The organism is Polynucleobacter sp. TSB-Sco08W16 (assembly GCF_018687455.1).
Lineage (GTDB): Bacteria > Pseudomonadota > Gammaproteobacteria > Burkholderiales > Burkholderiaceae > Polynucleobacter.
Map to the genome: position 1 here is coordinate 1,607,870 of NZ_CP061291.1, position 22,796 is coordinate 1,630,665.

Here is a 22,796-nt window from a genome sequence, read left to right on the forward strand (position 1 = left end):
GTCTGGATCAGCTTAAGGCGAGCATTTCTTGATCAAGGGCAGCTAAGATTCGTTTAGTTGCCCCTTGATGTTCAATGGTGTAGGTCTTAGCAGCTTCGCCCATCTTAGTAAGCTCAGAAGTATTTAAGAGCATTCCCTTCAAAGATTCTGTCAAAGCAATCGTTTCGCCCACTAGCAGCTCACCTTTGATGCGCTTAGCAGCGCCGATTGCAATTGCATCTAAGGCGGCTTGCTGGAAGTTATAAGTGTGCTCACCGAGCAAGACGGGGCAACCTGCAGCACAAGCTTCAATTAAGTTCTGGCCGCCAAAGGGTAATAAGCTACCGCCCATCACCACTAGATTTGATGCGCTGTAGTACAGCGGCATCTCACCCATTGAGTCGCCCAAGATGACATCTAGGTCTACGCTATCTTTTGGCAAACCAGCCCATTCAGAGCGGCGACGGAATTTCAAACCAGCAGTATGAATCTGATTAGCCACCTCGTCAAAACGCTCAGGGTGACGCGGAACCAAACATAGCAAGGGCTGTATCTCAAAAGCATTGCACAGCAATAGATCTTTCCAGGCCTTAAGAATAATTTCTTCCTCACCGTCACGCGTACTTGCAGCACATATCATGAGGCGTTTACTTGCATGCAAATGTTCTTGCCACTCTTTTCCTTGAGCAACTAGATTTGCATCCAAAGGAACATCAAACTTCATATTGCCGGTGATTACTACGTTTTTCACACCTAGACTACGATAGCGTTGTGAATCAAATTCTGTTTGAGCCAATATTCCAGCAAATGCTTGAAACAATGCACGCCCAGCTTCACCGAAACGATTTACTCGACGTGCGCTTCTTTCGGACAAGCGAGCATTGACTAAGAACAAAGGCAAACCAATTTCTGCACAACGAAATACAACCGTTGGCCAGGCTTCGGTCTCCATGAAGAGCCCAAACTTTGGCTTAAAAGTTCTTAGAAAATGCCCTACACACCAACACAGGTCATAAGGCAGATATACCTGGCGAATTTTCCCGGCTGCTATGGCTTTGCTAAAGAGCTGTTTTCCAGTTCGACGGCCATTCAAGGTCATGTGGGTCAACAGAATAGATTCGCCACGAGCAAGATAAGCCTCAATCAGGGGCTGAGCTGCACGAGTCTCCCCAACAGATACGGCATGTATCCAAATTGACCCTTTGGTATTGGGTTTGTCATACCCAAAACCAAGGCGCTCCGGAATGTGATGCAGGTAGGCAAAGGAGTGTCGTGCACGCCAAGCTAAACGCACAAAAGCTAGTGGCAACAGAAGATGCCATAGCAGTTGATAAACAGCAAACCAGAACCGAGGACGCGCCCCGTATTCTGAATTCGAGCTCACACTCACTTTTTGAGGCGTTCGGTCAATTCAACCGCCTTACCTAAGTAGGAAGAAGGCGTCATTTCAAGCAAACGGGCTTTTGCATCTTCTGGAATCTTCAAACCACGAATAAAGTTTTGCAAGTCGGCTTGATTGATACCTTTGCCACGAGTTAATTCTTTCAATTGCTCATACGGGTTCTCGATGCCATATCGACGCATCACCGTCTGTACTGGTTCAGCCAATACTTCCCAGCAGGCATCTAAATCAGCAGCGATAGCAGCATGATTGACTTCTAGCTTACTTAGACCACGTAGAGCGCTGTCATAAGCTAATACGCTATGGCCAAAAGCAGGGCCAAGGTTGCGCAAGACGGTGGAGTCAGTTAAGTCGCGCTGCCACCGAGAGATCGGTAATTTTTCTGCTAAGTGACGTAGCAAGGCGTTAGCAACCCCCAAGTTTCCTTCGGAGTTTTCAAAATCAATTGGATTGACTTTATGCGGCATAGTGGAAGACCCAATCTCACCAGCCTTAGTGCGCTGCTTAAAGTAGCCCACTGAAATATAGGCCCAGAAGTCACGATCCATATCCAAGAGAATCGTATTGGCGCGCGCAATTGCATCAAAGAGTTGTGCCATACCATCGTGCGGCTCGATCTGAATTGTGTATGGGTTAAAAGTGAGACCAAGACGCTTCTCAACGACACTTTTGGAGAAATTTTCCCAATCAAAATCAGGGTAGGCAGACAAGTGTGCATTGTAGTTACCTACTGCACCATTCATCTTGCCAAGTAATGGCGCTGCCGCAATGGATTCAATCGCACGCTCTAAACGTTTAGCAATATTGGCAATCTCTTTACCCAAGGTGCTCGGGGAAGCTGGTTGACCATGTGTGCGAGAGAGCAAGGGCACCTTAGCGTGCTCAATTGCCAAATCAGTTAGCACAGAAAGGATTTTTCGAAGTTGTGGCAAGAGTACTTCATCGCGTGCACCACGCAACATCAATCCATGCGATGTGTTGTTAATGTCTTCAGAGGTACAGGCAAAGTGAATGAACTCACTCGCTTTTAATAAATCAGGACGACCCGCTACTTTCTCTTTTAAAAAATATTCAACGGCTTTTACATCATGATTGGTGACTGCCTCGATGTCTTTAATACGTTGCGCATCGGCATCAGAAAAATTTTCTGGCAATGAAAGTAAAAAAGTCTCATCTGCAGCATTAATCTTTGGTACATCCGGCAGACCTGCGGAAGCTAAGGCCAAAAGCCAATGGATTTCTACAAAGACACGCTGGCGCATAAAAGCAGCCTCAGACAGCCAAGGGCGTAAGGCATCCAACTTGCCAGCATAGCGGCCGTCTAGAGGAGAAAGGGCGTTGAGGGTAGAAAGCGGCTGACTCACGAATATTGCCTTTACATTGAATATGTCAATAAAACCTGATTTTAATGCGTTCTAGGCTTAGGCAAACCCCAATCTAGATAGCTATACTGTGCCCTATGAAACTTATCGGATCCCTCACTAGCCCCTACGTACGCAAAGTACGCATTGTTTTTCTGGAAAAAAAGGTTGATGTTGACCTCGAAATAGACAATGTATGGGCCGCAGACACCAAAATTACCCAATCTAACCCCCTGGGGAAGGTTCCTTGCCTGATTTTGGACGATGGAGAGGCTATTTACGACTCTCGTGTCATCGCTGAATACGCAGATGCCCTCAGCCCTGTAAGCAAACTCATTCCTGCCGATAACCGGGAGCGGGCTACAGTAAAAACCTGGGAGGCCTTGGCTGATGGCGTTTTAGATGCCAGTATTTTGGCTCGCCTGGAGATGACTTGGAAACCAGAAGACCAGAGAAGCTCTGCTTGGGTTGACCGTCAAACAGAGAAGATTCAAAACTCACTACGTCAAATGTCTGAGCTACTGGGTGGAAATGCTTGGTGCCATAGCAATCAAATGACTTTGGCTGATATTTCCGTTGGATGCGCTCTAGGATATTTATTATTCCGCTTCCCAAATATCAAATGGCAAGCGCAATATCCAAATTTGGATCGTCTCTATGAGAAATTATTGCAGCGATCTTCATTTATTGAAACTGAGCCGCCCAAGGCGTAATCTGTTTTTTGGTTTAGGCGGAAATAATTCCACCGCCTAAGCAAATATCACCATCGTATAAGACGGCAGATTGGCCAGGTGTTACTGCCCACTGTGCATCTGGAAAATTTAAACCAAAACTCAACAGATCATCGCCTGCATTCAGCACACAAGCTGAATCTGCTTGGCGATAACGCGTCTTAGCGGAATAATTTCCGGGGGCTGGCGCTTCACCAGCAACCCAACTAGCATCAATAGCCTCGAGCCTGTTAGCCAATAGCCATGGGTGTTCGTGGCCCTGTACTACGTATAAGGTGTTGTTAGTAACATCTTTCCGAGCCACATACCATGCATCGCCATTACCATCTTGGCTACCACCCAGACCAATGCCCTTACGCTGCCCAAGAGTAAAAAATGCCAGGCCCATATGCTCGCCGACTACTTTTCCTTCGGGCGTTTTAATTGGTCCTGGAACACAAGGTAAATAACGATTTAAGAATTCTCTAAACGGGCGCTCGCCGATGAAGCAGATTCCGGTGCTATCTTTTTTCTTAGCGTTATGTAAGCCAATTTTTTCTGCAATGGTTCGCACTTCTGTTTTTGGGATCTCACCCAAAGGAAATAAAACATTCGCTAGCTGTTGTTGAGTTAAGCGATGCAAAAAATAACTCTGATCTTTACTGGCATCCAATGCTTTCAATAATTGGACTCTGCCACCCTCATGGCGTACTCGCGCATAGTGACCTGTTGCGATCGCATCTGCACCCAAGCTCATGGCGTGATCTAAAAAAGCTTTGAATTTAATTTCAGCGTTACAAAGCACATCTGGATTAGGGGTTCGCCCTGCGGCGTATTCGCGTAAAAATTCAGCAAATACACGCTCACGATATTCAGCAGCGAAATTCACGGCCTCCACATCAATTCCGATCAAATCGGCTACTGAAACCACATCTAGCCAATCTTGACGGGCCGAGCAATACTCATCGTTATCGTCATCTTCCCAGTTCTTCATAAAAAGGCCTACAACTTCATAACCCTGCTCTTTAAGCATCCAGGCGGCAACCGACGAATCCACCCCTCCAGACATGCCAATAACGACTTTCTTGGGATTTGTAGGTGGGATTGCTGAAGAATTGAGGTGGATCATCAAAAAATGCGAAAATTCAATATAAGCTGACAGATCACATTGTAGAAGTCTTAGTCTGTTTTGACAGAAATTTAGGCAAAAACGATGTTCTGGACTTAGACGCAAGTAAGTGGGCAGATTTTGACCCAATTAACTAAAATAGATTCTTTATAAATTTTGCTTTTGGAGACATGCCATGCGCATAGGAGTGCCACTGGAAACCAGGCCTGGGGAAACTCGAGTAGCTGCCACACCAGAAACCGTTAAAAAACTGATTGGCCAAGGCCACACCGTTGTCATCCAAAAAGGTGCTGGCGTACAAGCTAGCCAACCAGATTCCGCTTTTGAGGCCGTAGGGGCTTCTATCGGCAGCGCTGCTGATGCCTTTGGTGCTGAGATCGTTCTCAAAGTGCGTGCGCCTGAAGCAGCAGAACTCAAACAGATTAAATCTGGCAGTGTGCTCATTGGCATGCTCGACCCGTTTGATAACGACAACATTGCTGCCATGGCCGCACAAGGCGTTACTAGCTTCTCTTTAGAGGCTGCACCTCGCACCACTCGTGCACAAAGCATGGATGTCTTGTCATCTCAAGCAAACATCGCTGGTTACAAAGCGGTGATGGTTGCTGCAAATGAATATCAACGTTTCATGCCAATGTTAATGACGGCTGCAGGAACTGTTAAGGCGGCTCGTGTACTAATTCTTGGTGCCGGTGTTGCAGGCTTACAAGCAATTGCTACAGCCAAACGTTTGGGCGCCGTGATCGAGGCATCCGATGTACGTCCTGCTGCAAAAGAACAAATTGAATCTTTGGGTGCCAAGTTTGTTGATGTGCCTTACGAAACAGATGAAGAGCGCGAAATCGCTCAAGGCGTTGGAGGTTATGCGCGCCCAATGCCAGAAGCCTGGATGAAGCGTCAAGCAGCTTTAGTTGCTGAGCGCGCTCAACAAGCAGATATCGTCATTACTACCGCGCTGATCCCTGGTCGCAAGCCACCAGTTCTTTTGCATAGCGACACTGTTGCCAATATGAAGCCTGGCTCTATTGTGATTGACTTGGCAGCTGGTAAAGGCGACAACGGATCAGGCAACTGTCCTTTAACGCAAGCTGACAAAGTCGTTGATGTAAATGGCGTTAAGATTGTTGGCTACACCAATTTAGCCAGCATGGTAGCTGCTGATGCATCCGCACTTTATGCGCGCAACTTACTCGACTTCATGAAGTTAATCATCGATAAAGAAGCGAAGTTAGTTATCCCAAGTGATGACGACATCGTTACTGCTTGCTTAATGTGTCGTGACGGCCAAGCTGTCCGCAAAAACTAATAGAACATTCATACTAAGGAAACATCATGGATCTCGCTGCTTTTCAAAGTATCCTCACAGTCCAAAACATCACCGTGTTTGTATTGGCTATTTTTGTTGGTTACCACGTTGTTTGGAACGTAACCCCTGCTCTGCATACTCCTCTGATGGCGGTTACTAACGCTATTTCTGGAATCATCATTGTTGGCGCCCTCTTGCAGACTGAAGTCATTGGTGGCGATGAAATCACCCTCACCAGCATCATTGGTGCGGTTGCCGTTTTCTTGGCCTCAATCAATATTTTTGGTGGCTTTATGGTTACCCGTCGCATGCTAGAGATGTTTAAGAAAAAAGCGCCTAAGGCAAATGCGGCCGATGCTGCTAAATAAATAGAACAAGACTTTTAGAGACCAAAATAATGTCAAACATAACTGCTATTTCTTATCTGATTTCTTCGGTGTTGTTCATCCTCGCTTTGCGTGGCTTGTCTTCACCAACTACCTCACGCCAAGGCAATACCTTTGGCATGATTGGTATGTTACTCGCCGTCATCACCACCTTCTTCATTCCTGATTTCAAGCCAGCAGTCTCATTAATTGCTGCCGCTGTTGTAGGTGGCGCAATTATCGGAACGCTTGCAGCTAAACGTGTGCAGATGACTAAGATGCCAGAGCTGGTTGCTTTGATGCACTCTTTCGTTGGCTTGTCAGCCGTATTGATCGCAATCGCAGCTGTATTTAATACTGCACACGACCATACCGGTGCACAGAAGATCGAACTCTTCATCGGTGCATTCATTGGTGCAATTACGTTTACCGCTTCAGTTATTGCTTTTGGCAAGCTATCAGGCAAAGTGAGTGGTAAGCCAGTTAGCTTTTCTGGTCAACATTTGCTCAATTTAATATTGGCTGTTTCTATGATTGGCGCTGGTATTGCTTACTACATGGTTGATAGCCATGCTGCCTTCTTAGCAATGTGCGCTATTGCATTAGTACTCGGCATTACCTTGATCATTCCTATTGGCGGTGCTGATATGCCAGTGGTTGTATCAATGCTAAATAGCTACTCTGGTTGGGCTGCAGCAGGTATCGGCTTTACTTTAAACAATCCAGTGTTGATTATTGCTGGTGCTTGTGTGGGCTCATCAGGCGCAATTCTGTCTTACATTATGTGTAAGGCAATGAATCGTTCCATCCTTGCAGTATTGCTTGGCGGCTTTGGCGCTGAATCTGCTGCTGCCGGTGGCGATGATGGCAGCCCGAAGAATTACAAAACAGGTTCACCTGAAGATGCAGCATTTCTCATGGAAAATGCGGACACTGTCATCATTGTTCCAGGCTATGGTCTTGCGGTTGCTCGTGCTCAACACGCCTTAAAAGAATTAACAGAAAAGTTAACCCATCATGGTGTTACCGTGAAATATGCGATTCATCCAGTTGCTGGTCGTATGCCTGGTCATATGAACGTTCTCTTGGCTGAAGCTGAAGTTCCATATGATCAAGTATTTGAGATGGAAGATATCAACAGCGACTTTGGTCAGGCTGACGTAGTGTTGATCTTGGGTGCTAATGACGTGGTGAACCCTGCAGCACGTACACCTGGAAGCCCTATTTTCGGTATGCCAATTTTGGAGGCCTTCAAAGCTAAAACCATCATCGTTAACAAACGCTCAATGGCAGCTGGCTATGCAGGTCTGGATAATGAACTGTTCTACATGGATAAAACCATGATGGTCTTCGGCGATGCCAAGAAGGTCGTAGAAGACATGGTGAAGTCGATCGAATAGTAGCCAAGATTTGGTCTCTTCAAAAAACCGCCTACGGGCGGTTTTTTATTGAGCTAAGATATAGCAAAGAGGCATCCCTAGAATGCTCAATCAAAATGAATATCGAGACAAAATGCAAACCAAGCCATTCTTTCTTACCTTAGCTTTATTACTTTCCAATCTACTTTCAGTAAATTCAGTTAGCGCTCAAACTAATTACCCAAATCGCACTATTCAAACCATCATGCCTTTGCAGGCAGGTAGCGGTGTCGATATTTTGATGCGGCCTATTGCACAAAAGATGGGCGAGAGCTTAGGTCAAGCTATCACTATTGAAAATATTCCAGGCGGGGCCGGGATCATTGGTGCAGCCAAGATTGCGCAGAGTCCTGCAGATGGTTATGTCTTGGGTGCATTTAATGACAGCATCCTCACTATGCTTCCCAATCTATACAAAAAGATTGACTACGATCCCATACAAAGTTTTTCACCCATTTCAGAAGTGGCCGCAATTACCTTTGTGCTGGTCGCGAACCCATCTTTTCCTGGCAATACCGCAGCAGATTTAGTCCGAATCGCAAAAGAAAAGCCTGGCAAGATTGATTACGCCTCTGGCGGCAATGGCTCACCACAGCATATTGGTATGGAAATCTTTCGCCAGTACACCGGTGCCCCAATCGTTCATATTCCCTACCGCGGCGCTGCAGCGGCAGTCACCGATGTTATGGCTGGTCAAGTACCAGTCATGATTAGCGCCTTATCTGTAGTGCTTCCGCATATTCGGGCTGGCAAGCTAAAAGTATTGGGGGTTGCAAGTAAAACGCGCTCTCCATTGCTACCAAACACGCCAACCATCAATGAAAGCGTCAAAGGCTATGAGTTCTCAACCTGGGGCGCACTCCTAGCCCCTAAGGGCACCTCTCCAGCAATTATCGATAAGATCAATGAATCATTAGCAATCACATTAAAAGATCCTAAGTTACGTGAACAACTCATTCAGCAAGGATTTGAATTTGTGCCACTTGGCCCAGATCATTTAAAAGAAATGATTGCGCAAGGATTGGTGAAGATGAAAAAAGTTATTAAGGATGGCGGCATTCAGCCTGACTGATTCACGAAGATAGCTATGGGGAACCTCGATGCAAAAAGGCTGCCGAAGCAGCCTTTTTATTTTGCTCTGAAACCACTACATCCAAATTACGCCGCTTGAGCCTTCATATATTTAGCGCGCATTGGACGTAATACAAAGAAAGCTAATAACGCAGCAGTAGCATCGAGGGCAATCATGATGCCAAATACTGGGATCCAACTATCAGCAACGCCATGAATATAGGCTGCTACTGGTGCACCAATAATAGAACCTACGCCCTGCGCCATGTACAAAAAGCCATAGTTGGTAGTGGCATGCTTCGAACCAAAGGTATCAGTCAAAGTAGATGGGAATAAGGAGAAAATCTCACCCCAACCAAAGAACACAACACCAGACATCAGCACAAACAATACTGGATCTGAGCGGGTAGAAATCCAGATGAACATCGCAATAGCCTCAAGACCAAAGGCGATTGTCATCGTGTACTCACGACCAAGCCTGTCAGAAATCCAACCAAAGAAAGGTCGAGTTAGACCATTGGTTACACGATCAATTGTCAATGCCAATGGTAGTGCTGCCATACCAAACACCATGGCACCAGTAATACCAAAGTCCTTAGCAAAGGCACCCATTTGAGAAATTACCATCAGGCCAGATGTTGACATCATGGACATCATCAAAAACATGAGCCAAAAAACGGGTGTCTTCAACATTGTTTTTGGCGCTACTCCTGAAGCTGCAACTTCGAGCTGGCCAGCTGCTTGAGTAATGCCTGAATGTGGCACACGAATCCCTTGGGCTGCGAGCAAACCAACTACGCCAATAACATAACCAAAGAAGGTTAATGTTCCTTGTAGACCTGTCTCAGCCAAGCTGGTAGAAATTGGGAAGGTTGTTAGTAGAGCGCCAATTCCGTAACCTGCGGCCACCATTCCTACTGCAAAACCACGATTATTCGGGAACCAACGCACCATCAAACCAACAACACCGATATAAACAATGCCGGTACCCAAGCCACCCAATACACCATAGGTGATGTAAAGGCTAGAAACTGAAGTCATATTTGCAGACAACACCCAACTCAATCCAGTCAACGCAGTGCCAATGGAGAGTAATAGTCTTGGCCCAAATTTTTCTACCAAGTAACCCTGGAATGGGGAGAAAAATGTTTGCAGCACAATCAAGATGGAGAATGTAACTTGTAGCTCAGTTAAGGTGACGCCTAGCTGGCCCATAATGGGTTTAGTAAGCAAAGCCCATACATACTGCGGGCTCGAGATGGACATCATGCAGATGACACCTAAAGCCAGCTGGACCCACTTTGACTTCAAAGGGTTCGTACTCTCACTCATTGTTTATCTCCTAATGATTAAAACCAATTTAAATTCGATTGATTCATTTTATGGATTCACTACGGGTTTCCACTGGCAATTGCTCCAGCTTGGTGCACCATGCTTCTTTTTGAATCATAGGCGCATTCAGCAAGTAGTGCATAAAAAAACGCCCGGTCTTTTGAACCAGGCGTTTTTACTTCTACGGCTAAGTTGCCGATGAAAGGGTTACAGCAGTTACATCATGCCGCCCATTCCACCCATGCCGCCCATACCGCCCATATCAGGCATACCGCCACCAGCAGAATCATCTTTTGGTGCTTCAGAGATTGCGCAATCAGTAGTCAACAATAAGCCAGCGACAGAGGCTGCATTTACCAATGCAGTCTTTGTTACCTTAGTTGGATCGATCACACCTTGTGCAACGAGGTCGCCATATTCACCGGTAGCTGCGTTGTAACCGTTATTACCCTTGCTCTCTTGCACGGCATTCACAACCACACCAGCGTCTTCACCAGCGTTGCTAACGATAGTACGTAGAGGCTCTTGCATAGCGCGCAACACGATGCTGATACCAGCATCTTGATCAGCGTTATCGCCTTTTAAGCCCTTGATACCTTGCATAGCACGAATCAAAGCTACGCCACCGCCAGGAACAATACCTTCTTCCACAGCAGCACGCGTAGCGTGCAATGCATCATCAACGCGGGCTTTCTTCTCTTTCATCTCTACTTCAGTAGCAGCACCAACTCGAATCACTGCAACACCGCCTGCCAACTTGGCAACGCGCTCTTGCAATTTTTCTTTGTCGTAGTCGCTAGTAGCTTCTTCGATCTGAACACGAATGTTCTTCACGCGCGCTTCGATCGCCTTAGCATCGCCAGCACCGTCAATGATGATGGTGTTTTCTTTGCCTACTTCGATACGCTTCGCCTGACCCAAGTGCTCAAGAGTTGTTTTCTCAAGTGTGAGGCCAATTTCTTCAGCGATAACAGTGCCGCCAGTCAAGATAGCAATATCTTCTAACATCGCTTTACGACGATCGCCAAAACCAGGAGCCTTAACAGCACAAGTTTTAATGATGCCGCGAATGTTGTTTACAACCAAAGTTGCCAAGGCTTCACCTTCAACATCTTCAGCAATGATCAGCAATGGACGGCCAGACTTAGCAACTTGCTCGAGTACCGGGAGTAAATCACGGATGTTAGCGATCTTCTTGTCGAACAAGAGTACGTATGGGCTCTCTAATACAGCCACTTGTTTCTCAGGTTGATTGATGAAATATGGAGAGAGGTAACCGCGATCAAACTGCATACCTTCAACTACTTCTAGCTCGTCTTCTAAAGATTTACCATCTTCAACAGTGATAACACCTTCTTTGCCTACTTTTTCCATTGCTTCTGCAATGCGTTGACCAATGCTGTGATCGCTGTTTGCAGAAATAGAACCTACTTGGGCGATTTCTTTGGTCGTGGTGCAAGGCTTGCTGATTTTTGCGAGCTCTGCAATTGCAGCTGTAACTGCCTTATCAATACCGCGCTTCAAGTCCATTGGGTTGTGGCCTGAAACAACATATTTCATGCCTTCACGAACAATTGACTGCGCCAAAACAGTAGCGGTAGTTGTACCGTCACCAGCGATATCAGCAGTTTTGGAAGCAACTTCCTTCACCATCTGAGCGCCCATGTTTTGAAGCTTATCTTTGAGTTCGATTTCTTTTGCTACGGACACACCATCTTTAGTGATAGTTGGGCCGCCGAATGAACGCTCGATAACAACGTTACGACCTTTTGGTCCTAAAGTTGTTTTAACTGCGTTCGCAAGAATATTGACACCCTCGACCATCTTGGTGCGAGCGTTATCTCCAAATACAACGTCTTTTGCTGCCATGATTAAATTCCTCTCTTAAATACCGAAATTACTTCTGTACAACAGCCATGATGTCGTCTTCACGCATCACGATGAGTTCGTCGCCGTCGACCTTAACGGTTTGACCAGCATATTTGCCAAATAAGACGCGATCGCCTACTTTGACATCAAGCGCATTGAGCTTGCCTGCATCATCACGCTTGCCTGGACCAACTGCCAATACTTCGCCTTGATCAGGCTTTTCTGCAGCAGCGTCAGGAATGATGATTCCAGATGCAGTTTTTGATTCTTGATCCAAACGCTTGATGATTACGCGATCATGTAAAGGACGCAAATTCATCTCTTCTCCTATGTTAGTAAGTGTTAACTAATTAAAAATCTATATAAATCAGTGCTTTATAATCTCTCACATGGAAGCTAAGCCAAAATTGCTTAAAAACAATCAGTTTTAGCACTCGCATGTAGGGAGTGCTGATTATATAGGTCCGGATCCCGACATTTCAAGGGTCGATCACCATAAATTCTTTAAGGATTTAACCCCTCCCTATACTGGGGACAGGCTGGTAGGAAGATTCCTACAGATAAATAAGCCCAAAGCCCTTACCGCTCCAATCCGTCCTGCCTAGACTGGACAGTCACCGATTGGAGAATGCTGATGAGCCCGAAATCCCGGCTGTACACGCTTGTAAAGGCATGGAAGAACAAACCCTTCCAAGAAGTACGCGACGCCTGTGGCGAACCTTGGCTTGGCTTAAGTAGCCAAGCCCTTGAAGAACACCAATCCTGGTCCAAGCGACAAGCGATTAGTCATGAACCCATTTTTAACTGTAAGGGGACAAAACTGACCGGCTCTTTATTTAGACCATTACTCGATATCTCGGATATGCAATTACTGCGCCTATTCATGGAAGGCCTAGATACGATTTCCTACTGGTATCGCAGTGGCCGTTTCATACCCGGCATTTTGCCAATCCCAACTCATGTGATTGCATCTAGCGGCTATGTGGATGCATTAAGCGACCTCATTCTCAATTCTCGACTACCGGTAGGTCTCGTAGCTCTAGGCATTCAATCCTTACCAGAAACCGAGAACGTAGATGCCTGCAAAGAAGGCTTACTCCGGATGCGAAGACTGGGGGTCTTACTCCACTTAATGAATTTCACTGGCAAAGCAGAAGAGCTGCGTTGGACTGAAGAAATGCAAATGGAAGGCATACATTTGGATATGCGTCAGCTTCGCGCACAAGCAATTTCGCATGATGTACTTGCAAAGATTAGACGTTCACCCTATTCATCTACGCAAATTTATGCCAGCAATGTTGCGCTAGTGAAAGACTTAGAGAACGTCTCTCATTGGCAGATTGATCACTGCTATGGCGGACTGATGATGTCACCCTTAAACCGTCATCAAATGCTACAGATCAACGATAGCCGAATTGCAAAAGCCATTTTTTCGCTGCACCCTCATCAACAACTAAACCCAAATGGAGACAAGTAATGAGAAAACGCGTGATGTTGGTAGATGACCATCCAGCAATGCTGATGGCTCTAAAAAGTATGTTGCAAGACCAATTGTTATTTGAAGTAGTAGGGCAAGCTCAGAATGGCGAGGAATGTCTAAGATCTATCAAGGAGGTCAATCCAAGCATGGTCATCCTGGATTTAGATATGCCCAAGACCGATGGCTTTGATGTCATTCGTCGAATCGGCCTGATGTATCCGGATGTTCGTATGCTGATTTTGTCCAGCATGGATGAAGCCGTCTATGGTGGCAGGGTTCGCTCTTTAGGGGGTCATGGCTTTGTTAATAAAACAGCAGGAGCTGATGTGATTCTGGCTGCGTGCGTAGCCATCTCTCAGGGTTATAACTTCTTTACTCATGGCAAAAATGGTAATACCTCTTTAACTGATAACGACAAATTGGCTCTGATCTCAGATCGTGAACTACAGGTCATGAAATACCTTGGTAAAGGCAACACCAATCAACAAATTTCAGACATGCTCCACATCAGCAATAAAACAGTGGCTACTTACAAGACAAGGGTCTTTGACAAGCTGGGAATTAACAATATTGCGGATCTAATCCTGTTCTGCAGAATGAATAACATCATCGAGAACTAAAAATCGTATGCGTCGATTCATGATTCGTAACATTGTTCTTTTAAGCGCCCTATGTAGCGGTGCATTACATGCTGTGACACCGAGCGCCCAAGAACAGCGATGGATTGATGCTCACCCTATTGTTCATTTCAGCATTCATGAGAAATATGCACCCTATCTCAATACCTCAGAAGACGAGAGGGGTGCAGGTATTTTTCATCACCTCTTAGAAAGACTAAGCGGATTTACTCAGCAAGAATTTCGCCCCAAGTGGAGAAAATCAGAGCAAGAAGGTTTGAGGCAATTAGCTAACGGTGAGGTCGACTTCATCATTGATCCACCGCCTACAAATGATGATTATCTTCGCTTTGGATCCTTATCAGAGGCCATCTTCTGGGGGCAAGATGCAGTTATCACAAAACACACGCTGGTAAGCGATGCCATTTCTTCTACAAATATTGCTCACTTTGATCGAGGCTATGAAAATCCTCCTTCAATCAATACTTTACAAACTAGCGTCTCAAGCAAAACGGATGAACTCATTGCCAAGCTTTTAAAAAACGAGATTGAAGCGTTAGTTCTCCCCATTCGACTAGCCCACCAACTGATTCAAGAGCTGAAAGATTCAGATCTACAAGTTGATGGTCTCTACAACCGAGAGCCTTTTGCCTATCGCTGGCTAATTTCACATGAAGACGAACCACTCCATCAAGTGCTTGACCGTTTTCTAGAAAGCCTTGACCCCATCGAGTCACGTCAACTCTTTGCTTTTGCGCATGGCCATGCCGAACCAAGTAAACCTCACCTAAAAGTACTCCCCTGGTTATCCACTCTCTTGATATTCACTGCCGGCATCATCTTAATTTGGCGGATGCGCAATAAACAGTTATTACAAGAACAAGAAGCCGCGGCACTCCTCTCCTCTAAGGAATTGGCCGAAAAGGCTAATGCAGCGAAGTCTTCTTTCTTAGCAACCATGAGCCATGAAATTCGTACGCCTATGAATGCCATTCTGGGGGTCCAAGAGTTACTACTCAATAGCCAGCAATTTCCAGCGCACGAAAAGTCTTTACTAAAAAGCGCTCATACCTCAGCCGAATCGCTTTTAGGCATTCTGAATCAAGTATTAGATCTATCAAAGATTGAAGCAGGCAAGCTCACCTTGAATCTAGAGCCCTGCTGCTTGATCAGCCTTATCGATGACATTGATTCTGCATTTTCAGCAGTAGCGCATAAACAGAATCTGATCCTGCACACCTCGAAAGATCCCCGCATTGCACAGGTCCTCATGATCGATGCCCTACGCTTGCGTCAGATCTTACAGAACCTCATTAGTAATGCGATTAAATTTACCGAACATGGAGAGATTTATTTCTCGATTAGCGTTTTAGCTGATGACCATGCGGGTCAACTGATTGAGTTTCGGGTAATTGATACCGGTGTTGGCATGGGCGCAGACCAAATTCATCTTGCCCTGCAAGCATTTGAGCAACTACCTGGTAATAGCGAACAAGAGAATGGTACAGGTCTTGGTTTAACCATTACCAATCATCTTGTCACCTCCATGAATAGTCAGCTCTATTTTGAAAGTGCGCCAGGTTTTGGAAGCAATATTCATTTCTGTGTAGCATTTCCCCGAACCAGTATTGCCGCATCCAGAAGTGCGCTCTCTGAAAATACAAAAACCGTCTCAAGACAGCTTATTTCTCGAAATCCCCAAGCAAGGAATCAATCTCTTTGTGCCTTAGTGGTAGAAGACCATCCCGCTAGTCGTCAAATCATTTCCTTGCAGCTTGAAGCCCTAGGGATACGTGTTTCTGTATGCGATAACGCAACTACCGCGCTGAAAATAGTCAATGAAAAGCACTTTGACCTCTTAATCACAGATCAATCCATTCCAGGCATGCAGGGCTCTCAGCTGGCCCAGAAAATACGAAGTATAGGATTTAGTGAGCTCATCATTATTGGAGTGACAGCCGATATCTATGCCCTAGACTCTCGCCACCAGTTCTTGGCAGCGGGTATGAATGGGGTACTCATTAAGCCACTCAGCCTCATGAGCCTTGAAAATGAACTTACGCGCTATTTTGACTCTCAAGAAGTAAGTGCTCAATCCAACCCTGAAGAGACTTACTCCTTTGATGCATTCTCTGCCTTATTAAAAGATGACCCAAAGCAGATCCTAGTCATCCTTGATGAAATTAAAAAAGTGCATGATGAAATACTCAGTGCTATCACCACCATGCCCATGGATTTCCATGCTATATCCGGCATGATTCATAAGGTGAAAGGAGGGGCTCAATTACTGAATGCCAAGCAATTTATTCAATCATGCGAATCTATCGAAAAAGAACAAGATTTTCATATCAAGATTGCCTCTTTTCAGCATTTACTAGAAGAGCAGAATCTGGTTATCGAACGCTACCAAAGGATGCACACCACTTTTTAAATCTAGGAAGATTTGTTTTCTGACTCCGTGGGTTTATCCTATGGTGAATGAAAGCTATCCCAAACTATTCACTCCGCCTGTTTTTAGTAATTCTTTGGATTGCTAGCCATTGCATGATGAATGCAGCCGTAGCTCAGGAAGGCCCCATTCCTGCGTCCATCAAAAACAGCTTAGAGCGCAATCAAATACCGCTCGATTCGATCAGTATTTCCGTAATGGAAATTGAACCAGGAAAACCTGGTAAGCAGCTTTCCAAAAATATTTTGGGCTGGCGTGCTCAAGAGGCTATGAATCCAGCCTCCACAATGAAACTCCTGACAACCATCGCAGGACTAGATATCCTAGGCCCAAAGTATCGTTGGCGCACCAAAATCTATACTGATGGTGTCATTCGCCAAGGAATACTCAAAGGTAATCTTTATCTTCAAGGTAGCGGAGATCCCAAACTCATTCCTGAAGAATTTGCCAAGCTGATGAAAGACTTGCAAGGTCTTGGTATTCAGAAAATTGATGGTAATCTGTTTTTTGATCGCAGCGCCTATGCTCAGAGCGTCATGGAGCCTACTACGATTGATGGTGAATCGCTACGCGCTTATAACGTCTCGCCAGATCCCTTGCTGTATGCATTCAGAACACTCTCATTTCAATTGGGGAAATCCAAGACGGCTGATTTTATTGACATCAGCTACACACCCGCCCTCTCGCAACTTAAAGTCGATAATCAAATGCAGTTAGCAGAGCGACCCTGTGATAACTGGAAAAGTAATATTCGCTTCAAATTAGACCCTGAAATTGTGAGCAGCACAGATCAAGCGCTCACAGTGCAATTCTCCGGCGCCTTCCCAAGCGCTTGTAAAGGTGTCACTTACAACGTAGTGGCACTCGATGCCAATACCTTCCTCACACAAGGCTTTGCAGCGGCATGGGAACTGTCGGGCGGCACTTGGGCTCAAGCTCCTATTGGTAAAGATGGTGCCGCACCCCTTTCGGCAAGATTACTTTTGCAATATGAGGGCATCACTCTTGGTGATGACGTACAGGATATTAATAAGTACTCCAATAATGTGATGGCCCGCCAACTGCTGTTAACACTAGCTCTAGAAAAAATGGGTAAACCAGCCACAACTGCTAATGGTGACTTAGTAATAAAAGATTGGCTCAGTAAAAACGGTTTAATCTTTTCAGGCTTAGTAATTGAGAATGGCTCTGGTCTCTCACGTAATGAAGCCATTTCTACAGGGCAGATGAATCAACTTTTATTGACTGCCCGCAACTTACCAGTTGCAGAGGTTTTTTATAACAGCCTACCAATTGCCGGAGTTGACGGGACAATGCGTAATCGTCTGATGACTCAGTTACGTAAGTTTTTACATCTTCAGAAAAAGCCTGAAGCCAGAATTAAAACCGGATCACTTGCAGATGTCCGTGCAATATCGGGCTACGTCATTAGCAAATCTGGAAAGATGTATGCAGTTACTTCTTTTATTAATCATCCAAACGCCTGGAAGGGCTTAGATGCTCACGATCAATTACTATCGTGGCTACTCGAAGATGGTCCAGAGCCAAAACTTGCGCGCTGAAGTCGGTCTCGCACGCCATCCCACTCCTCCCCAGTTGGAGGCTCTGGGAACAAAATCAAATCCCAGCCCTGCTCATCCAAATCTCTAAGATTCCGATAGAGGCGGCTAGCAAAAATAGCGGCATCACTAGAGACAATGACTTCCTCCGCATCAATAGATGGGTGATCTTCCAGAACCAAGGAAGATTCTGAGTCCCACACCACTACAGCAACGCGAGATTTAATATCTGGAAACTCACTCAGTGCATCCAATACTCGCCCCGGAGAATATAAGCGCAATGGAGTGCTTGGTGCATAGTGCGCCTTCAAGCTTCCCGATACCCTAGGTAAGCTATTACCTTCTTTAATCTCTTCGCCCGCTTGATAGACCTTAATTCCAGTTTTGGCCAAAATCTCTTTCGGCGTAATTAATCCAGGACGCAGCAAGATAGCGTGATCACCGCCGGATAAATCAATGATGGTCGATTCAATGCCCACTTCACAATCGCCACCATCTAATACCATGAGACCGAGCTCACCCTCAAACTCATTCCGTACATCTGCAGCACTAGTTGGGGATACTTTGCCGAAACGATTGGCAGAGGGGGCAACTACACCACCTTTAAATTTACGTAATAACTCTTGTGCAAGTGGATGTGCTGGCGCACGGATCGCCACAGTATCTTGACCGCCAGTAAGGTCAGCCAAGACACTTTTATCTTTCTTAAAGACTAGTGTCAACGGGCCTGGCCAAAATGCATGAATGAGCTTGAGCGCATCTTCAGAAAGATCTCTCACCCAAGGAGCCAAGACTGATACCCAATCGACTTGCGCTTGATCGAATTTATCTGGAGCAGCAATATGCACGATCAGTGGATGATTGGAGGGTCGACCCTTGGTTATAAAAATCTTTTTAATGGCTTCGGGATTTCTGGCATCAGCACCTAAGCCATAAACCGTCTCAGTAGGAAAAGCGACTAAGCCACCATCCCGTAAGCTTTGAACTGCTTCATTGATCACCGCAGAAGATTGCAGTGGCGTACTGTCGGTGGACATTTCTAGGGCTCGATGCCTAATTCAGTAGCAACAGCTGCACAATTTTGACGTGCTTCATTTAAGGCTTCACCTAAACAATTGATGTGGCCCATTTTTCTACCAATACGGGGCGCTGATTTTCCGTAAAGATGTAACTTTGCATCAGGATGCGCAAGCACCTTGTTCCACGCAGGCTCTTTTGCTTGATCTTCGCTTCCCTCAAACCAAAGATCGCCTAATAGGTTCAGCATTGAAACAGGCGCCAACTGACGAGTGTCGCCTAAGGGCAAACGTGCCATTGCTCTGACTTGCTGCTCAAATTGACTGCTGACACAAGCATCCATTGTGTAGTGACCGGAATTATGCGGACGCGGTGCAATTTCATTCGCAATGATGTCACCATTCTTGAGTACAAAGAACTCAACACAGAGAACACCTACATAATCAATTTTTCGAATGAGTGCTTTAGCAGCATCCACAATCTTCTTCTCTTGAGCGGGCTTGAGAGAAGGTGCAGGCACTGTAGAGGTATGCAAAATACCATCGCGGTGAATATTTTGAGAGACTGGGTATGCAACTACTGCATCGTCATAGCCACGCACTACTAAAGCAGAGACTTCGAAATCGAGCTCCATACGCTTTTCTAATACACAAGGGACCTTGCCCAATTCAGCCCAAGCAGCAGACAGGTCGGCGAGAGCATGAACAGTAATCTGTCCTTTTCCGTCATACCCCATACGGGCTGTCTTCAGGATTCCGGGAATGAGCTCTGCAGGAACATGCTCAATATCTGCGTCATGCTCAATCACAAAATTAGGAGCTGGGCCGATATTGGTCTCTGATTTCCAGGTAGCCAAGAAATTTTTCTCAGCAATACGATTTTGAGCCAACGATACACAGCTACTACGGGGCGCTACAAAAACCCCCAAGGACTCCAATTCATCCAATGCTTGAGCAGGAACGTTCTCAAATTCGGTGCTTACGGATGCACAGAGAGAAGCCATTTCTTTTAAGGCGGCTGAGTCTGTGTAGTCGGCTTGGATAAATTTTTCCGCAATGGAGCCAGCAGGACTATCAGAGCCTGGATCCAAAACACAAACTTTGTAACCCATAGCTTGCGCAGCCTGAGTAAACATCCGCCCTAATTGGCCACCACCCAATATTCCTAAATATGAACCCGGCAAAATGGGTTCCATACGATCTGCCATGTAATTAATATCCCGGCAAATTCATGGAGCGTGCAGTATCAGATTGCTTCACGCGAAACTCTTCTAAGCGCTTTGCTAAATCAGCATCATGCAACGCTAAACCCGCGATGACATGTAAAGCAGCATTTGCTGCACCAGCCTCACCAATAGCAAAGGTAGCTACTGGAATGCCTTTAGGCATTTGCACAATGGAATACAAAGAATCTTCACCACGCAAATATTTACTAGCGACAGGAACCCCGTAAATGGGAACGATTGTTTTAGAGGCAAGCATGCCTGGTAAATGAGCAGCACCTCCAGCACCAGCAATGATGGCTTGCAGGCCATTTGCTTGGGCATTCTCTGCATACTGGAACATATCGTCAGGCATCCGATGGGCGGAAAGTACTTTTGCCTCATGGGCAATACCAAATTGCTCGAGCATCTGAGCAGCGTGCTGCATAGTGTCCCAATCTGAATTGGAACCCATCACTATTCCGACTATTGGCTTCTTGCTCATCTAGCTCTCCAAATGCCCTAAATATTCACTTACTAACTATTAAGGACTCTATTATCCCTGAGTTAAACGGGTTAGGGCTTCACGATACTTTTGGGCCGTCTTTTCGATGACATCAGATGGTAATTTTGGTGCAGGAGCAGTCTTTGGCCACAACTTACCATTTACCTGGGCAGTTTCTAACCAATCACGGACAAATTGCTTGTCATAGGACGGTGGATTTGAGCCAACATAGTAGGTCTCAGCAGGCCAGAAACGTGAAGAATCTGCCGTCAAAATTTCATCCATTAATACCAATTGATTGGCATCATCTAGGCCGAACTCGAACTTGGTATCCGCAATAATGATTCCACGAGTTGCGGCATATTCAGAGGCCTCTTTGTACAGACGTATGCTGACTTCACGAATTTGATTGGCAAGCTTCTCACCAATCAACTCAATGACTTTATCGAAAGAGATGTTTTCATCATGCTCACCCACATCAGCTTTAGCGGCAGGAGTAAAAATAGGCTCAGGTAATTTTTGGGCGTTCTCCAAACCAGCGGGCAATGCAATGCCACAAACTTTGCCAGTTTCTTTGTAGTCTTTCCAACCGCTACCAGCAAGATAGCCGCGCACTACTGCTTCAACCAAAATTGGCTTCAGGCGTTTTGCAACCACCGCACGCCCCTGTACTTGATCAATCTCATCAGCGCTAACTACAGTTACAGGATCAATACCAGTCAAATGATTAGGAATGACCTTGCCTAACTTGTCAAACCAGAAGTTGGCCATTTGATTGAGCACAATACCTTTTTCTGGAATGGGCTCGCCCATCACCACATCAAATGCAGAAAGGCGATCAGTAGTAATCATGAGGAGCTTGTCATCGCCCAGTGCGTAGACATCGCGCACCTTACCCTTAGAGAGTAAAGGCAATGACTTAATTGAGGTTGCGTATAGAGCTGGCATATTTAAATCACTTCACGATCTGAGCTAACTTACCGCTCTTGTAAAGCTCCGCCATTTTTTCTAATGGAATAGGTTTGATTTTAGATGCCTGACCAGCAGAACCAAAAGCCTGAAAACGTGCGATACATACTTTCTTAGCAGCTTCGCGAGCTGGCTTTAAATAATCACGTGGATCAAACTTGCTTGGGTTTTCAAACAGGTATCGGCGGATAGCGCCAGTCATTGCCAAACGAATATCAGTATCGATGTTGATCTTACGAACACCATTCTTAATGCCCTCTTGAATTTCTTCAACAGGAACGCCATAGGTTTCTTTCATATCACCACCAAACTGACGAATCTCAGCAAGCAATTCTTGTGGAACGCTAGAAGAACCATGCATCACTAAGTGTGTATTTGGGATACGTGCATGAATTTCTTTAATCCGGTCAATTGCCAAAATATCGCCAGTAGGCTTTTTGGTGAACTTATAGGCTCCATGGCTGGTACCAATTGCAATTGCCAGAGCATCACATTGTGTTGCCTTTACAAAGTCAGCAGCTTGCTCAACGTCAGTCAGCAGTTGTTCACGCGTCATCTTGCCGTCAGCACCATGACCATCTTCTTTATCACCTTGCATGGTCTCTAAAGAACCGAGAACACCTAGCTCAGCCTCAACCGTAACTCCAATAGAGTGAGAAAACTTGACTACTTCTCTTGATACATCGACGTTGTACTCATAGCTGGCAACTGATTTGCCATCAGCCTCCAAAGAGCCATCCATCATCACGCTCGTAAAGCCACTCTTAATCGCAGCCATGCAGACTGCTGGGCTTTGCCCGTGGTCTTGGTGCATCACTACTGGAATATGTGGATAAGCCTCTACTGCTGCAGAAATCAAATGACGTAAAAATGCTTCGCCAGCATATTTGCGCGCACCAGCGGATGCTTGCATGATCACCGGAGAGTCTGCCTCACTAGCAGCCTCCATGATCGCAGTAACTTGCTCTAAGTTATTGACGTTAAATGCTGGCAAGCCGTAGCCGTTTTCAGCCGCATGATCCAAGAGTTGTCTTAAAGATACTAAAGCCATAATGTT

20 protein-coding genes are annotated in these 22,796 nt (G+C 45.7%); 9 read left to right on the forward strand and 11 right to left on the reverse strand.

What is annotated here, in order from left to right; all coding sequences use genetic code 11:
- Positions 1-7 precede the first annotated feature (7 nt).
- Positions 8-1,369, reverse strand: coding sequence for a 3-deoxy-D-manno-octulosonic acid transferase (locus FD961_RS08025; RefSeq protein WP_215393395.1), 1,362 nt, complete (start codon positions 1,367-1,369; stop codon positions 8-10).
- Complete coding sequence (gene purB, locus FD961_RS08030) at positions 1,366-2,745, reverse strand: adenylosuccinate lyase (protein WP_215393396.1); 1,380 nt, start codon at positions 2,743-2,745, stop codon at positions 1,366-1,368. Before purB ends, FD961_RS08025 begins: the two co-directional genes overlap by 4 nt.
- Before the next feature lie 95 nt (positions 2,746-2,840).
- Here purB and FD961_RS08035 point away from each other — a divergent pair, with 95 nt between their 5' ends.
- Positions 2,841-3,455, forward strand: coding sequence for a glutathione S-transferase (locus FD961_RS08035; protein ID WP_215393397.1), 615 nt, complete (start codon positions 2,841-2,843; stop codon positions 3,453-3,455).
- A 13-nt stretch (positions 3,456-3,468) separates the two neighbouring features.
- Here FD961_RS08035 and mnmA read toward each other — a convergent pair whose 3' ends face one another.
- Entirely contained in the window at positions 3,469-4,581 is a 1,113-nt protein-coding gene (gene mnmA, locus FD961_RS08040; protein ID WP_215393398.1) for a tRNA 2-thiouridine(34) synthase MnmA, read from the reverse strand.
- A gap of 175 nt (positions 4,582-4,756) precedes the next feature.
- Here mnmA and FD961_RS08045 point away from each other — a divergent pair, with 175 nt between their 5' ends.
- The 4 genes from FD961_RS08045 to FD961_RS08060 all read left to right on the forward strand — a co-directional run bounded on the left by FD961_RS08045 (position 4,757) and on the right by FD961_RS08060 (position 8,742).
- Entirely contained in the window at positions 4,757-5,887 is a 1,131-nt protein-coding gene (locus FD961_RS08045) for a Re/Si-specific NAD(P)(+) transhydrogenase subunit alpha (protein WP_215393399.1), read from the forward strand.
- A gap of 26 nt (positions 5,888-5,913) precedes the next feature.
- Complete coding sequence (locus FD961_RS08050; protein ID WP_071466091.1) at positions 5,914-6,255, forward strand: proton-translocating transhydrogenase family protein; 342 nt, start codon at positions 5,914-5,916, stop codon at positions 6,253-6,255.
- Between the two features lie 29 nt (positions 6,256-6,284).
- Positions 6,285-7,652, forward strand: a complete 1,368-nt coding sequence (locus FD961_RS08055; protein WP_215393400.1) for an NAD(P)(+) transhydrogenase (Re/Si-specific) subunit beta — start codon at positions 6,285-6,287, stop codon at positions 7,650-7,652.
- A gap of 112 nt (positions 7,653-7,764) precedes the next feature.
- Positions 7,765-8,742: a tripartite tricarboxylate transporter substrate binding protein gene (locus tag FD961_RS08060; RefSeq protein ID WP_215393401.1), complete on the forward strand. Its 978-nt coding sequence runs from the start codon at positions 7,765-7,767 to the stop codon at positions 8,740-8,742.
- A gap of 86 nt (positions 8,743-8,828) precedes the next feature.
- Here FD961_RS08060 and oxlT read toward each other — a convergent pair whose 3' ends face one another.
- The 3 genes from oxlT to FD961_RS08075 form a co-directional block, all read right to left on the reverse strand.
- Complete coding sequence (gene oxlT / locus FD961_RS08065) at positions 8,829-10,073, reverse strand: oxalate/formate MFS antiporter (RefSeq protein WP_215393402.1); 1,245 nt, start codon at positions 10,071-10,073, stop codon at positions 8,829-8,831.
- A 216-nt stretch (positions 10,074-10,289) separates the two neighbouring features.
- Positions 10,290-11,942 (reverse strand): chaperonin GroEL, encoded by a 1,653-nt coding sequence (gene groL, locus FD961_RS08070; protein ID WP_071466094.1) that lies wholly within the window; start codon positions 11,940-11,942, stop codon positions 10,290-10,292.
- 28 nt (positions 11,943-11,970) lie between these two features.
- A complete protein-coding gene (locus FD961_RS08075; protein ID WP_071466095.1) occupies positions 11,971-12,261 on the reverse strand; it encodes a co-chaperone GroES in 291 nt (96 codons plus the stop codon).
- Positions 12,262-12,576: 315 nt separating this feature from the next.
- Between FD961_RS08075 and FD961_RS08080 the strand changes: the two genes are divergently transcribed.
- The 4 genes from FD961_RS08080 to dacB are packed head-to-tail and all read left to right on the forward strand — an operon-like array spanning position 12,577 to position 18,050.
- Entirely contained in the window at positions 12,577-13,419 is an 843-nt protein-coding gene (locus FD961_RS08080; RefSeq protein ID WP_215393403.1) for a diguanylate phosphodiesterase, read from the forward strand.
- A complete protein-coding gene (locus FD961_RS08085) occupies positions 13,419-14,042 on the forward strand; it encodes a response regulator transcription factor (protein ID WP_071466116.1) in 624 nt (207 codons plus the stop codon). The genes FD961_RS08080 and FD961_RS08085 overlap by 1 nt, the downstream gene beginning before the upstream one ends.
- A gap of 19 nt (positions 14,043-14,061) precedes the next feature.
- The gene (locus tag FD961_RS08090) at positions 14,062-16,470 is read left to right on the forward strand and encodes an ATP-binding protein (RefSeq protein WP_251371256.1); all 2,409 of its coding nucleotides are present in this window, start codon (positions 14,062-14,064) and stop codon (positions 16,468-16,470) included.
- A 47-nt stretch (positions 16,471-16,517) separates the two neighbouring features.
- Positions 16,518-18,050, forward strand: a complete 1,533-nt coding sequence (dacB, locus tag FD961_RS08095) for a D-alanyl-D-alanine carboxypeptidase/D-alanyl-D-alanine-endopeptidase (RefSeq protein ID WP_215393405.1) — start codon at positions 16,518-16,520, stop codon at positions 18,048-18,050.
- Here the strand turns inward: dacB and FD961_RS08100 are convergent.
- From FD961_RS08100 to fba, 5 genes are read right to left on the reverse strand one after another with little or no spacing between them, the layout of a single operon-like run.
- On the reverse strand, positions 17,996-19,084 hold the full coding sequence (locus FD961_RS08100; protein WP_215393406.1) for an L-threonylcarbamoyladenylate synthase: 1,089 nt from the start codon (positions 19,082-19,084) through the stop codon (positions 17,996-17,998). The genes dacB and FD961_RS08100 overlap by 55 nt on opposite strands.
- A gap of 2 nt (positions 19,085-19,086) precedes the next feature.
- Positions 19,087-20,271, reverse strand: coding sequence for a 5-(carboxyamino)imidazole ribonucleotide synthase (locus FD961_RS08105; protein ID WP_215393407.1), 1,185 nt, complete (start codon positions 20,269-20,271; stop codon positions 19,087-19,089).
- A gap of 4 nt (positions 20,272-20,275) precedes the next feature.
- The gene (gene purE, locus FD961_RS08110) at positions 20,276-20,770 is read right to left on the reverse strand and encodes a 5-(carboxyamino)imidazole ribonucleotide mutase (RefSeq protein WP_215393408.1); all 495 of its coding nucleotides are present in this window, start codon (positions 20,768-20,770) and stop codon (positions 20,276-20,278) included.
- A 51-nt stretch (positions 20,771-20,821) separates the two neighbouring features.
- Entirely contained in the window at positions 20,822-21,718 is an 897-nt protein-coding gene (locus FD961_RS08115; protein WP_215393409.1) for a phosphoribosylaminoimidazolesuccinocarboxamide synthase, read from the reverse strand.
- A gap of 7 nt (positions 21,719-21,725) precedes the next feature.
- On the reverse strand, positions 21,726-22,790 hold the full coding sequence (gene fba / locus FD961_RS08120) for a class II fructose-bisphosphate aldolase (RefSeq protein WP_215393410.1): 1,065 nt from the start codon (positions 22,788-22,790) through the stop codon (positions 21,726-21,728).
- Positions 22,791-22,796 lie beyond the last annotated feature (6 nt).

Excerpts from the sequence above, each read along its gene's own strand:
- FD961_RS08050 (WP_071466091.1), top strand. The coding sequence starts at position 5,914 with ATGGATCTCGCTGCTTTTCAAAGTATCCTCACAGTCCAAAACATCACC.
- FD961_RS08115 (WP_215393409.1), bottom strand. The coding sequence starts at position 21,718 with ATGCCAGCTCTATACGCAACCTCAATTAAGTCATTGCCTTTACTCTCT.
- dacB (WP_215393405.1), top strand. The coding sequence starts at position 16,518 with ATGAAAGCTATCCCAAACTATTCACTCCGCCTGTTTTTAGTAATTCTT.
- FD961_RS08075 (WP_071466095.1), bottom strand. The coding sequence starts at position 12,261 with ATGAATTTGCGTCCTTTACATGATCGCGTAATCATCAAGCGTTTGGAT.
- FD961_RS08035 (WP_215393397.1), top strand. The coding sequence starts at position 2,841 with ATGAAACTTATCGGATCCCTCACTAGCCCCTACGTACGCAAAGTACGC.
- FD961_RS08055 (WP_215393400.1), top strand. The coding sequence starts at position 6,285 with ATGTCAAACATAACTGCTATTTCTTATCTGATTTCTTCGGTGTTGTTC.
- FD961_RS08090 (WP_251371256.1), top strand. The coding sequence starts at position 14,062 with ATGATTCGTAACATTGTTCTTTTAAGCGCCCTATGTAGCGGTGCATTA.
- purE (WP_215393408.1), bottom strand. The coding sequence starts at position 20,770 with ATGAGCAAGAAGCCAATAGTCGGAATAGTGATGGGTTCCAATTCAGAT.
- oxlT (WP_215393402.1), bottom strand. The coding sequence starts at position 10,073 with ATGAGTGAGAGTACGAACCCTTTGAAGTCAAAGTGGGTCCAGCTGGCT.
- fba (WP_215393410.1), bottom strand. The coding sequence starts at position 22,790 with ATGGCTTTAGTATCTTTAAGACAACTCTTGGATCATGCGGCTGAAAAC.
- FD961_RS08105 (WP_215393407.1), bottom strand. The coding sequence starts at position 20,271 with ATGGCAGATCGTATGGAACCCATTTTGCCGGGTTCATATTTAGGAATA.
- mnmA (WP_215393398.1), bottom strand. The coding sequence starts at position 4,581 with ATGATCCACCTCAATTCTTCAGCAATCCCACCTACAAATCCCAAGAAA.
- FD961_RS08060 (WP_215393401.1), top strand. The coding sequence starts at position 7,765 with ATGCAAACCAAGCCATTCTTTCTTACCTTAGCTTTATTACTTTCCAAT.
- FD961_RS08045 (WP_215393399.1), top strand. The coding sequence starts at position 4,757 with ATGCGCATAGGAGTGCCACTGGAAACCAGGCCTGGGGAAACTCGAGTA.
- FD961_RS08080 (WP_215393403.1), top strand. The coding sequence starts at position 12,577 with ATGAGCCCGAAATCCCGGCTGTACACGCTTGTAAAGGCATGGAAGAAC.
- FD961_RS08100 (WP_215393406.1), bottom strand. The coding sequence starts at position 19,084 with ATGTCCACCGACAGTACGCCACTGCAATCTTCTGCGGTGATCAATGAA.
- FD961_RS08085 (WP_071466116.1), top strand. The coding sequence starts at position 13,419 with ATGAGAAAACGCGTGATGTTGGTAGATGACCATCCAGCAATGCTGATG.
- groL (WP_071466094.1), bottom strand. The coding sequence starts at position 11,942 with ATGGCAGCAAAAGACGTTGTATTTGGAGATAACGCTCGCACCAAGATG.